Annotated in this window: 12 protein-coding genes; 5 read left to right on the top strand and 7 right to left on the bottom strand. The window is 58.0% G+C overall.

Annotated elements, in window-relative coordinates:
• Positions 1-25: 25 nt before the first annotated feature.
• Positions 26-2,314 (bottom strand): sensor domain-containing protein, encoded by a 2,289-nt coding sequence (locus tag V1T76_RS09095; protein ID WP_330560351.1) that lies wholly within the window; start codon positions 2,312-2,314, stop codon positions 26-28.
• 380 nt (positions 2,315-2,694) lie between these two features.
• Between V1T76_RS09095 and V1T76_RS09100 the strand changes: the two genes are divergently transcribed.
• On the top strand, positions 2,695-3,279 hold the full coding sequence (locus V1T76_RS09100) for a DUF6653 family protein (RefSeq protein ID WP_330560352.1): 585 nt from the start codon (positions 2,695-2,697) through the stop codon (positions 3,277-3,279).
• 43 nt (positions 3,280-3,322) lie between these two features.
• Here the strand turns inward: V1T76_RS09100 and V1T76_RS09105 are convergent, their stop codons facing one another.
• The gene (locus tag V1T76_RS09105) at positions 3,323-3,847 is read right to left on the bottom strand and encodes a hypothetical protein (RefSeq protein WP_330560353.1); all 525 of its coding nucleotides are present in this window, start codon (positions 3,845-3,847) and stop codon (positions 3,323-3,325) included.
• 139 nt (positions 3,848-3,986) lie between these two features.
• Positions 3,987-4,949 carry an agmatinase gene (gene speB, locus V1T76_RS09110; RefSeq protein WP_330560354.1) on the bottom strand — a complete coding sequence of 321 codons (963 nt, stop codon included), beginning with the start codon at positions 4,947-4,949 and terminating at the stop codon, positions 3,987-3,989.
• Between the two features lie 286 nt (positions 4,950-5,235).
• On the opposite strand from speB, the gene V1T76_RS09115 reads away from it, so the two are divergent.
• From V1T76_RS09115 to guaD, 3 genes are all read left to right on the top strand, one after another.
• On the top strand, positions 5,236-6,189 hold the full coding sequence (locus tag V1T76_RS09115) for a cation diffusion facilitator family transporter (protein WP_330560355.1): 954 nt from the start codon (positions 5,236-5,238) through the stop codon (positions 6,187-6,189).
• Between the two features lie 95 nt (positions 6,190-6,284).
• Complete coding sequence (locus tag V1T76_RS09120) at positions 6,285-6,470, top strand: hypothetical protein (RefSeq protein WP_330560356.1); 186 nt, start codon at positions 6,285-6,287, stop codon at positions 6,468-6,470.
• Between the two features lie 171 nt (positions 6,471-6,641).
• Positions 6,642-7,946, top strand: a complete 1,305-nt coding sequence (gene guaD / locus V1T76_RS09125; RefSeq protein WP_330560357.1) for a guanine deaminase — start codon at positions 6,642-6,644, stop codon at positions 7,944-7,946.
• 13 nt (positions 7,947-7,959) lie between these two features.
• Here guaD and V1T76_RS09130 read toward each other — a convergent pair whose 3' ends face one another.
• Complete coding sequence (locus V1T76_RS09130; RefSeq protein WP_330560358.1) at positions 7,960-9,183, bottom strand: MFS transporter; 1,224 nt, start codon at positions 9,181-9,183, stop codon at positions 7,960-7,962.
• A gap of 80 nt (positions 9,184-9,263) precedes the next feature.
• On the opposite strand from V1T76_RS09130, the gene V1T76_RS09135 reads away from it, so the two are divergent.
• The gene (locus V1T76_RS09135; protein WP_442970101.1) at positions 9,264-9,740 is read left to right on the top strand and encodes a helix-turn-helix domain-containing protein; all 477 of its coding nucleotides are present in this window, start codon (positions 9,264-9,266) and stop codon (positions 9,738-9,740) included.
• Here the strand turns inward: V1T76_RS09135 and V1T76_RS09140 are convergent.
• The 3 genes from V1T76_RS09140 to rplM all read right to left on the bottom strand — a co-directional run bounded on the left by V1T76_RS09140 (position 9,710) and on the right by rplM (position 12,207).
• Positions 9,710-11,125 carry an MATE family efflux transporter gene (locus V1T76_RS09140; protein WP_330560360.1) on the bottom strand — a complete coding sequence of 472 codons (1,416 nt, stop codon included), beginning with the start codon at positions 11,123-11,125 and terminating at the stop codon, positions 9,710-9,712. The two genes, V1T76_RS09135 and V1T76_RS09140, sit on opposite strands and share 31 nt — an antisense overlap.
• 135 nt (positions 11,126-11,260) lie before the next feature.
• The gene (gene rpsI, locus V1T76_RS09145; protein ID WP_006935156.1) at positions 11,261-11,737 is read right to left on the bottom strand and encodes a 30S ribosomal protein S9; all 477 of its coding nucleotides are present in this window, start codon (positions 11,735-11,737) and stop codon (positions 11,261-11,263) included.
• A gap of 2 nt (positions 11,738-11,739) precedes the next feature.
• A complete protein-coding gene (rplM, locus tag V1T76_RS09150; protein WP_330560361.1) occupies positions 11,740-12,207 on the bottom strand; it encodes a 50S ribosomal protein L13 in 468 nt (155 codons plus the stop codon).
• Between the last annotated feature and the right edge of the window lie 101 nt (positions 12,208-12,308).

A 12,308-nucleotide genomic window follows, 5' to 3' on the forward strand; every position in this document is an offset into this window, starting at 1 on the left:
AAGGGCCTGTAGGTATCTGAATTTCTTACCCGAAATGCGCGTCCAGCGGTGTCAGCGTCATCGCCAGCAGTTTGCCGAACTTGCTCGCCCCCATTGGACGTCCGAAATGGAACCCCTGGACAACTTCACAGCGGCAACTGGCGAGAAACGCCTGCTGCTTTGCCGTCTCGACGCCTTCAGCCACCACGCAAAGGCCTAGCTCCCTTCCAAGAGAGATGATCGCCTTTGCGATACAGCGGTCACTTTCGTCAAAGTCCAGATCGCTGATGAAGCTGCGGTCAATCTTGAGCCGTGTCAGCGGAAAGATCTTCAATGCTGTGAGACTTGAATACCCAGTGCCGAAGTCATCTATCGCGAGCTTCACACCCAGCCTGCGGAAATCGTCCATCAGCTCGACGGCCTGGTCCGCATTCTGAATCAACAGACTTTCCGTCAGTTCCAGTTCCAGATATGTCGCCCCGAGACCCGTTTCCCGCAGCGCCTCGCGGACATCAGATATCAGGCCGCGGTCCCGGAACTGCCGGGCAGACACGTTGACGCCGACCGTAATCGGCAACAGACCGCTATCTTGCCACTCCTTGTTCTGCCTGCAGGCTTCCCGCGTCACCCATCTGCCGAGAGGCACGATCAGGCCGCTTTCTTCGGCCAGAGTAATGAATTCGCCAGGCATCATGCGACCAAGGACCGGATGCTGCCACCGGACAAGCGCTTCCGCACCGATAATGCGTCCGCTGACCAGATTATACTGCGGCTGATACTCGAGGAAGAATTCGCCGGTCTCGATGCCCTTCCGCATTTCCTCCAGAAGCGTCAGTTTGTTGACCGAACGTTCCGGGCGGGTCTTCTCAAAGATCTTGTAGCTGTCACGACCTGCGGACTTCGCTTCGAACATGGCCTTGTCGGCATTTCTCAATAGCTGAGCTGCATTTTCTGCATCCTGCGGATAACAGGCAGCGCCGATGCTGCAGGTCACGTGGAATGACAGGTCATCAATCTGGATCGTCTTGGTAATCTCGTTGCGCAGTCTCGCCATGAACTCGTTCAGCGCGGATTTCTGCGCCGTCTCACCATCGACGATCAGGACAAATTCATCCCCGCCGAACCGGATAGCCTGGTGAGCGCCGTTGTGAACGGACATGATGCGCTCGGCGACTATCATCAGCACCTGATCGCCGATGCCATGCCCGAAGCTGTCGTTGACGAACTTGAAATTATCAAGGTCGACAAAAACGACAGCAACCGGCGCGCCGGTTCTGTCGCATTCAGAAACCTTCTCTTCCAGCTTGGTCTTGAACTCCTGCCGGTTGGGCAGGCCAGTCAGAACATCGTGGTTGGCCAGATACCGGATCTTGCGCTCGGCGCGGTCCCGCTCGACCGCCACGGCCGCGAGTCGGGCCGCTTCGAGTGCCAGTTTCAACTCGTGATCGGTCGGGCTGCGTGTTGACTTTGTGTAGAGCCCGAAGGTGCCCAGAACCTTGCTGTCCTTGCCGAAGAACGGCACCGACCAGCAGGACCGCAGTTCGTATGGCGCAATGAGGTCGCGCACATCCTCCCAAAGGGTGTCTTTCATGACATCCTCGACGATCACGCTTTCGCGACGGAAAACAGCGGTACCGCAAGACCCCATTTTGGGGCTCACAGGAATACCGTCGGTCAGGTCGAGATAAGCTTGAGGCAGGTTGGGGCCGACGGTCGCCAAAAGGTGCTCGCCGGCATCATCGACCAGCATGATCGACCCCATGACACCATCCAGCTGGTCTTCGATGGTCAGCACCAGGGTTGTCAGCACCTGTTCCAGCGGCTTGCCGGCAGCAATTTCCTGCAGGACCTTGTTTTGCCCCTGTTGCAGCAGCAAGGCTCTCTTGCGTTCGGTTATGTCCCTCGACAAACCGATGATGCCGACAACCTTACCTTCGCTGTTTGTGACCGGATACTTGGATGAGGAGAACCATTTCCGCTTGCCGTTTTCCAGGATCAAGGGCTCTTCGAAATCGATGCGCGGAATATTCGACGCCATGATCTCCTGTTCGATGGCGTGGAACTTCAAACCGGTCTCTTTCGGGTGAAGGTCCAGATCCGTCTTGCCGATCAACTGCGAGACTTCAAGGAGACCGACATCCAGCGCAACCTGCTGGTTCGCCATGACGAAGCGTGAATTCCGGTCCTTGACGTAGAGGTAATCGGAAACCTCGTTAAGCAGCGTGTGAAGGGAGTCCTTGCTCAGCCGGAGTTCATCGCTTGCGGACAACTTTGCAATGCGATTTAGCCGATCCAGTTCGGAGCCCAGAGACGAAATAATGTCGCTGTTTTCCACGCCCCCTTCATCTTGGCTCGTTTGTAAGACCATGCCTCAGCCCAATTGATTGGAATTAACAAACTCAAGTATTTGGCTATTTTCACTGATTTGAGACTAAAAAACAATGAACCGAACAGAACCAGGGCTGTTTAGACCCCGTGCTATTCATACTTTATTCAAGCAATCGGCAATTCTGGCCGACCTTTTTGGAAAAACACCGAATCCCCTACCCGATAACGAACGCAATACTTTCCTGCACGAGATATTCGTATTGTGAATTTTACGTAAATTGATGTTGCTTGAGACAGATTGTCGTTTGCCAAGCGCCCATCTCGCCGGGTAAGATTAATGCATATTGGAAAGGCTGGCTGCAGCATATGCAAACCTCGCGACGTCACTTGAGTCCTCTTGCCCGTCCGGCATTGAAAGATGCCAATGGCCTGAAGGGCCCTGTTCTTTTGCCGAAAGCAGCCACGGGCAAGCCGGCACCGGCCCTGTCGACATTAATGAAGATCGTTGCACCGGGCCTGCTGACAGCGGCCTTGTGGACACAGGTCTGGCTTGGAATTTGGGGTGCGCTTCTGGTTGCTATCGGGGTTCTGGCATGTGTCATCACCCTTCCGACTCTCGTTGGAGAAACCGGCAAGACAACCGCTTGGGCCAAACAGGTGAGTTTCGGCGAGAAGGTCTGGCTCAACAGACTGTTCCTTCCGGTTCCGGCCACTGACAGTGCCAGGCTGACGACACTTTACCTCGTGTTCTGGATGGGTGGGCTGATCGCCCTGCTGGGCGGCTTCCTGATGTCGCCAATCCTTTCGCTGACCGGTCTGCTCGTCGCCCACGCGGCCCAGTTCGTCAGCTTCGTCAAGTTGGTTCAGCTTTACCGGACCATGAAGGACAAAACTCCGCTTTATCGCTTCTGGACGGCCATTCCGCAAAACGACAATCTTCCGAAAACCGTCGCGCACAGCAACCGGCGCTAAACCCGCTTCGCTTTCAGGTCCCGTCAGAGGGAAATACGCTGGTTCAGTCGGCAGTGCTCAGGTCAAGGCTCACAATGGCGACCAACCCGAGGCAAGCCAGAGCGATCAGGTTGTCCGTGCCCGCGAGTTCCAGCCGGCCATTTTGTTGCTGAACTTCGAGCACCCAGTCCCTGCCAGTGACAAACCTTTTCAGCCCCGACAGCAACCCGGCCCTCTTGCCGTCTGACTGGTCCCGGTGTTTGCGGGTCAATGTTCCTGCTAGGTCTTCTTTTTCCAACAGCACCAATGCTTCCGTATCACCGCCCAGCATGGTTCGAACGGTCTGTCTGGCGATGCGGTCAGGATCGGCAAGTTCATAATGCGCACCGCCACCCGGCAGCTCAAGTTTCCAGCCCTTTCTCAATGATCCGGGTCCCGAGATCCACCCGATGCGGACACCGGTTTCGGATTTCAGATCCCAGCTTCCTGTGCCGGCCCTGGCTGTGCATTCGAGTGACCAATCTGGTCCTGCCTCAAGGTGAATGCTGGTGACGCTCCTCATGTGTGCCTTGTCCAGATCAAAAGTCATCGCGGGAGCGCCATCCACGCTCTGTTCCCCCAAGTACACCTTGAACTGTCTGGAGATACCGGGCGGCAAGGGAATGCTGCCCGGCGTCTTCACAAACCGCAAACTGAGGACCTTTTCCACGTTGCAGCCCCACTCTGGCTTAACCAGCCTGTTTGCGCTTTTCCGCAAGCAGGCCGATGTAGGTCAGTGCAACGCTAGCGCCGGCGATGGAGGTGATGTCCGCATGGTCATAGGCCGGAGCGACTTCAACAACATCACCGCCCACAAAGTTCAACGATCCCAGCCCGCGCAGGACCGAGAGTGCCTCGCGGGACGACAAGCCACCTGCCACCGGCGTTCCGGTGCCGGGGGCAAAGGCGGGGTCCAGACAGTCGATGTCGAAGGTCATATAGGCCGGACCGGAACCGACCCGTTCCTTGATCCTGTCTATCACGCCGCCGATGCCCAACTGATCCATCTGGTATCCGTAAATGATATCAAGCCCGCAGGTTTCAGGCGCATGGGTCCGGATGCCGATCTGGATCGACCTGTCCGGATCGATCAGGCCTTCGCGAACGGCTCGTCCGGTAAAGGTTCCATGGTCGATCCGGTCTCCTTCATCGTTCCAGGTGTCCTGGTGAGCATCGAACTGAACCAGGGCAAGCGGTCCATGCTCGGCCACATGGGCCTTGAGCAGCGGATAGGTGACGAAATGGTCGCCGCCGATGGAAAACAAATGAGCCCCTGAGGCAAGAATATCGGCTGCCTGGGCCTGAATGTGTCCGGGAATGTCGGCGTTGCGGCCATAATCGAAAACACAATCGCCATAGTCCACGCAGGCGAGCACCTCGAAGGGATCCATCTCGAAAGGGTACTGCGGATCGCCATCGAAAATAGCGGATGCACGGCGAACGCCCTGCGGTCCGAACCGGGCGCCAGGGCGATTGGAAACGGAAGCATCGAACGGGATGCCCCAAACGGCCAGGTCAATCCCCGTCAGGTCGCGGCTGTAGCGGCGGCGCATGAAGGACAGCGCACCGGCATACGTCGGTTCATGCGAACCACCCTTGACCGATTTCCCCAGAAATGCGTTGTCGGTTTCCCGAGGCAATTCTGCTGACATGACATTTTCCTTGAAGTCTGGTGTGGCAGGATCTTGGTGTACCGCGGCGAATCAAGCGGTACGAGCTGCCGGGTGTGTCATTTACCGGACACCCGAGGACGGTGTTTCAGGTTTTACCAGCGATGTCTCGTCGCGCCAATCCCGTGCGGCAAAGCCCATCGCATTGTCTTGCTCCCGAGTTGTCCCCTTGCGATGCGGGGCCAGTCCGGCTGCGGTTCTTGTCAACCGGCGGTATATGTCGAAAGATTGCGCGATCTCTTCAGCCTGCGACCAAAGGAAATCTGCCATGAGCGACAGTGGCCATCACGACCATGCCGAGAGTGCCCCCCATGGCCATTCTCATGGTCCAAGCCACGATCACGGTCATGGCCACGGTCACGACCACGCGCCGGAGGTGACCGACAGGAACGCGCGCGCCGTTGCATGGGCTGGCCTGCTGATCGCCGCCTTCATGTTTGCCGAACTGGTGGGAGGGTGGCTTGCGGGGTCCCTGGCGCTGATGGCAGACGCCGTCCACATGGTTACGGACGCCGCCTCGCTGGGGCTGGCCTGGTGGGCGTTTCAGCAATCCAAGAAACCTGCAGATGCCCGGCTCACCTATGGCCGTGACCGTTTGCCGGTGCTGATTGCCTTTGCCAATTCCATTTTCCTGCTGGTGGTGACAGGCTGGATCTGCGTTGAAGCCGCCGGACGGTTTGTGGAACCCGAGACCGTGCTTGCCGGACCGATGTTCATTATCGCCGTTATCGGCCTTTTGGTGAACATAGGTGCGTTTTTCATCCTTCAGCGCGGCGGCGACGGATCACTCAACATGCGATCCGCGATCCTGCACGTGCTTGGCGACCTCCTCGGCTCGGTTGCAGCGATTGCTGCCGCCGTCGTGATCTACTTCACAGGCTGGTATCCCATCGACCCGATCCTCTCGGTGTTCGTGGCGCTGCTGATTGTGCGCTCTGCCGTCTCGGTCATGCGCCAGTCCGCCCATATTCTGCTTGAAGGAGCTCCGGCCGACATCGACAGGGACACGTTGAAAACCGATTTGCTGAACGCCGTACCGGGTCTGGTCGACGTGTATCATATCCATCTCTGGTCGCTTGCCGAGGGCAAGGTCAACGCAACGATGCATGCCACATTGAAGCCGGAAGACGACACGGAAAACGTGCTCAGGCAGATCCGCGAGCGGTTGAAATCCAGGCACGGCATAGGCCACGTGACGATCGAGATTACCGAAGGCTCTTGAGGTTCAAGACCAAGGCTTCGTCGGCACTACGTGTTCGGCCCAAAATTCAGCCTGTTTACGCCGGATTATATCTTGGCGGGTAAGGTACGGGCAGGATGACTGGCTATGACAGAAATTCGGCGCAGGACCCGGCACCTCCGGCCTGGAACGCCAGAAGCGAGAACACCGCTCCCACGGACGGTGCACCGGGCATATTTACGATCTACGTGTGCCTTGCCATTCTGGGAACGCTCGCAGCCCTCGGCGGTGCACTCTCTGCCATGACCGGCTTCGGTTCGTAACCCCTGCGTGCCACGCAACGTCTTGTCCTCAGAAATATTGTCCGACATCCCGGACGTGCGCCTATTTCCCTTTGGCAAACAGCGTTGGGGCGTTGTCGCCTCCGGCCCCCGGGACTAAAACGGGGAACCAGACCGGCGAACGCCGGCCCATTTCCATGAGGATTTCCTGCCGTGGCAGACAAGACCCAGAAGATCCTGCGCGGCAGGCTACTCTCCTTTTCAGCTGCCCCAAAGGGGCCGGATGATACAGAGGCTTACACCTATATCGAGGATGGTGCCCTACTGATTGACGGCGGCAGGATTGCAGAGTGTGGAAGCTTTCAGGAGGTGGTTTCCGCGGCAAGGGAAGATACGGCCGTCATCGATCACCGGCCGCATCTGATCCTGCCCGGCTTCATCGACACGCATATTCATTTTCCGCAAGCACAGGTGATCGCCTCCTGGGCCGATCAACTTCTGGACTGGCTGAACGACTACACCTTTCCAGCGGAAATGAAGTTTGCGGACAAAACGCACGCGGACCGGATCGCGGGTGCCTTTTATGACGCGCTTGCTGCTCATGGCACCACCACGGCGTCTGCCTATTGTTCCAGCCATCCTGCCTCGGTCGACGCTTATTTCGAGGAGGCCGAGCGGCGCGGCATGCTGATGCTGGGCGGCAAGACGATGATGGACCGGAACGCACCGGCCGACCTGTGTGACACCGCTCAAAGCGGCTATGACGACAGCAAGGCTTTGCTGGAGAAGTGGCACGGACGCGGTCGAGCGCAGTATGTCATCACCCCGCGCTTTGCAATCACGTCGACACCCGAGCAGCTCGAAGCCGCCGGAGCTCTTTTAAAGGAATATCCCGACTGCCACTTGCAGACACACATCAACGAGAACCACAACGAAATCGCCTACACGCTGGAGCTCTATCCAGAAGCTGCGGACTATCTTGGTGTTTACGAAGGGTTTGGCCTGCTCGGCCGCAAGACCTTGCTCGGTCACTGCATCCATATGAACGACCGCGAACTGGGTGTCATGCGGGAGACCGGTTCTGTTGCCGTATTCTGCCCGACATCCAACCTTTTCCTGGGCAGTGGTCTCTTCAACAAGGCAGGGCTGGAGCAGGCCGGTGTTCGCACGGCCATTGCCACCGATGTCGGCGGCGGCACCAACTATTCGATGCTGCGCACCCTTGATGAAGGCTACAAGGTGCTGCAGCTCCAGCGCCAACGCCTCCACCCGCTAGTCTGCTTCCACTGGATGACGCTCGGCAACGCCGAAGCGCTGTCTCTGCAGGACAGGATCGGTACCCTTGAGCCTGGCACCGATGCCGACCTTGTGGTCCTGAATGCGCGTGCGACCCAACCGATGGCCTTGCGAATGGAAACTGCTGAAACTCTGTCCGAAGAGCTTTTCGTGCTGCAAACCCTTGGCGATGACCGTGCTGTCGTTGAAACCTATGCAGCAGGTAAAGCCTTGAAGTCCTGACACGTTGGCCGCCTCAGCCAGCGTGCCGCGCCCTGAATGGGCGGAACAGCAACAGGCTGAACCCGGTTGCGGCAAACAGGAACAGCGCCAGCGCCGTTCCACGGTAGACAGCGGCGAAACCGAAGTACTGAATGGGCATGGTCAGGAGTAGCGGCGAGACGACCTGGCCCAGAAACATCGCCGTTGTCACGATGCCCGAAACACTGCCACGCCGTTCTTCCGGGGCGACTTGCAAGGCAAGCAGCAGAAACGACGGCTGAACCAGAGAATACCCCGCCCCGACCAGCGCAGAACCACCGAGAATGAGCGGCCAGATGGCGTCGAGCGAAAGAACGGCAAAGCCCAACCCCATCAACGCGAAGCCGATACCGAACGCAGCAGACAGGCCAACAATAGAGCTGATCCGACGATAGGCGATCGCGACGACACCTCCGGTGAGCGTCAGTGCTCCCAGCCCCATCGCTGTGCCTGAAGCGCTCTCAATGCCGTTTTCATCGAGATAAAAGGGCAACTGACTGGGCATCAGGAAAAAGAACATGACGGTGACCATCGTCAGGAACCCAACCGCCAGAGCGGGAATTAGCCAGCCTTTTTGCGGTATAAAGGCCCTGATTTTGGTTTTTTCGGCAATGCTGTCGCGCCGCGAGTTTCTTTCCCGTTTCAGGATCGGCAACAGCAGCGGTACAAGCAGGACCGGCAAAATATAGACCAGGAACGGCAATCGGGGAGACAGACCGGCGAGCCAGCCGGCAAAGCCAATGAACAGGAAGCCACTGAAATTGATCGCCGCGGTCTGCCATCCCATGAAGGCACTTCGGCGCTGACCGGAAAACAGGTCTCCGACCAGCGCAACCTGGGCCGTCATCGTCAGGGCGACCGCTACACCCAGCAACAGACGACTTGCCAGGATCGACTGCAGATCCGGAAGATAAGCGCCGGCGCTGCCGGCAAAGGCAAACAGAAGAACGCCCGCCAGAAGGAGCGGACCTCTGCCGAACCTGTCGGCGCTGAGACCCGCAAACGGTGCGACCAGGACAACAGACAGCGACGGAGCTGCGACCAGAAAGCGGGTCAAATAAGCTGCCGTCGGTTCATCCGGGAAACTGGCTTCTAGCGCCGGCAAGGCCGGGCTGATGGTGGCATTGGCCATGATCTTCAAAGTAGCCGTCATCAGCAGCGCGATTGCCACCGTTTCCAGCAAGAGCGGCCGCTCCGACGATGAAGCTTTGTCCGACATGATTGTTTTTTCCTTGCGTTTTGAAAGCCAGGAGCACAGCCTACAAATTCAAGTCGACTTGAGGTCAATAGATGAAATTCATGGATATTTCTGAAGTGTCGAAGCAGACCGGAATCGCAGCGTCCGCCATTCGCCACTATGAGGAAAAAGGCCTGATCACGTCGGTGGGGCGCCGAGGGCTGAAACGTCTGTTCGGGCCCGACGTTCTGGACCAGCTCGCGCTGATCACGCTTGGCAAGACCGGCGGGTTTTCACTGGAAGAGATCAAGGCGATGTTCGGACCTGACGGTCGACCCGCCCTCTCCCGGCCAGGCCTTCACCAGAAAGCTGATGACCTCGACAGGCAGATCCAGACCCTTGAAGCCCTTCGAGACATGATCCGTCACGTCGCCGACTGTCCGGCTCCGTCACACATGGAATGCCCGAAGTTTCAGCAATTGATCCGGATCAGCGGGCGAAGAAAGCGAGGCGAGCGGTCTGCTCGCCATGCGAAACCATCCGATCGTTTCCCGCTCGCCGCAGATCATCACCGTCTTGAAAAGAACAAGATGAGCTGACGCGCCTGCCGCTGGAAGAGCCCGCGTTTCGGTGGTTTTTCGTGATGTTCTTCGACCGACCGGATGACACTGCGTACGATCAGGATAGCGGCAATGCCAAACAGAACACCTCCGGCCGCCTGCCCGATCAGAACCCCGGGTGCTCCGAAAAGCATTCCACCGATCCAGACAAAGGGAATGGTACCGGCCGTGTGCCGCCCCCAGTTAAGCATGGTGGAGTAGAATGGACGGCCCAGGTTGTTGAAACAGGCGTTCGCTACAAAAATCGTGCCGTTGAAAAAGAACGCCAGGGCCAGCGGACCACAAAAAAGGTATATCAGCGTCAGGGCGACGCCGTCGGCTTCGAACAGATGCGCAATTGGCCCCCGCAGCAAGAACAGAACAAGCGCGGCAAGGCCGACCACAAGTGCCGTAAATAGAAGCGCTTCGCGCAATGTGCCACGTACACGGTCGAACCTGCCGGCCCCGTAGTTCTGGCCCACAATCGGTCCGACAGCCCCTGACAGGGCAAAGATGGTCGCAAACGCCAGTGGTGTCATACGGGCGACCACCGCCATACCGGCCACGGCCTCCTCTCCGAATTCAGCCATGGACCGGGTAACCCAGGCCTGCCCGACAGGTGTCGCAAGCTGGGTGAGAATTGCGGGACATGCAATAGCTGCAATCGACGGCATCCCCCTGAAAAGAGCCATTGGCTGCGGCAGAGACAGACCACCATGGAAACGAAAGATCGGCACCAGCGCGAAAACGGCGATGGCTACGCGGGACGCTGCACTGGCAATCGCTGCGCCAGTCAGTTCCATGTCGAATCCGAAGATCAGGATCGGATCGAGCACCGCATTCACCAGTCCGCCGATGATGGTCGACATCATTGCCCAACGGGCATCGCCATGTGCCCTCAGAACAGCCCCACCTGCCATGCCGAGCAACAGCAGAGGCAATGTAGGTACGATGATTGCCAGGTAGTGAACCGCAAGATCATGCGTCCGTCCCGATGCGCCGATCAACGTGGCGAGCGGACCCAGGGAAAACCAGACAGCCACGGCAAAGACTGCGCTAAAGAAAACGCCAACTGTCAGGGCATTGGAGGCCTGCTGCCTTGCGTCCTCTTTGTCCCCTGCCCCCAGCGCCCTGGACACAAGCGCACCCGCAGCAATGGCAACCCCGATGTTGAACGAGGTCGTGAAGAAGAGGATCGCGCCGGCATATCCGACGGCCGCCGCCAGTTCCGCCTTGCCCAGCATGGAGATGAAGATCATGTCGACAAAGTCGACCGCAAAGATCGCCATCAGGCCAACAGAAGCGGTCAGGGACATCACGGTCACATGGCGAAACAGACTGCCGGACAGGAATTTTGCCTCTGTCGCGGGCTCCTGATCTTTCACACTCGAATTCAGCGGTTTGTCCTCGTCATGCGTGACACCAAACGATCTAAAGCCCTAGCAGCTATTGATGCCAACAAAAAACCCGCCGGAATGATCCGGCGGGTTTTTCGAACTGGTAACTTCCAGGTCCAGCGATTAACGCTTGGAGAACTGGAACGACCGGCGTGCCTTGCGCTTACCAAACTTCTTACGTTCAACAACGCGGCTGTCGCGGGTCAGGAAGCCGTTCTTCTTCAGAACGCCACGCAGTTCCGGCTCGTAATGGGTCAGAGCCTTGGACAGGCCGTGGCGCACGGCGCCAGCCTGACCGGACAGACCACCGCCGGTAACCGTTGCGATAACGTCGTACTGGCCTGCACGGTCAGTCAGCATGATCGGCTGCTGAAGGATCATCTGAAGAACCGGACGAGCGAAATACTCGGTGTAGTCCTTCTTGTTGATCACGATCTTGCCGGTGCCCGGCTTGATCCAGACGCGTGCAATAGCGTCCTTACGCTTGCCAGTTGCATAGGCCCGGCCATTGGCGTCCAACTTCTGGACATGGACCGGAGCTTCGGGGGCAGCGGTTTCGACCGCACCGCCCAGTTCTTCCAGGGATTGCAGCTCAGCCATCGTTAAGCCCTCTTGCCATCATTCTTTGCGTTGAGGCCCTTGACGTCGACGAGTTCCGGCGACTGAGCTTCATGCGGGTGGTTCGGACCAGCGTAGACCTTGAGGTTCTTAAGCTGCTTGTTGGACAGAGGGCCGCCCGGCATCATGCGCTGTACGGCTTTTTCCAGAACGCGCTCCGGGAAACGACCTTCGAGGATTGCACGTGCGGTGCGCTCCTTGATGCCGCCCGGGTGGCCGGTGTGCCAGTAGTACTTCTTGTTGTCGTACTTGCGGCCGGTGAACACAACCTTGTCGGCATTGATGACGATGACGTTGTCACCAGTGTCAATATGAGGCGTGAAGGTCGGCAGATGCTTGCCGCGCAGGTGATTGGCGATGAATGCGGCAAGACGGCCGACAACCATTCCTTCTGCGTCGATCAAGATCCACTTTTTCTCGACCTCAGCCGGCTTGGCAGAGAAGGTCTTCATGAGATTGATCCGTACTGGTCGGTTAAAGAAAAGGCCCGCGCGGCCTGTATCAAGCCAGCGAACGGACCAAAATTTCGTTCGGTGGCGCTTATACGCTCACC

This window comes from Roseibium sp. FZY0029, assembly GCF_036350355.1.
Lineage (GTDB): Bacteria > Pseudomonadota > Alphaproteobacteria > Rhizobiales > Stappiaceae > Roseibium.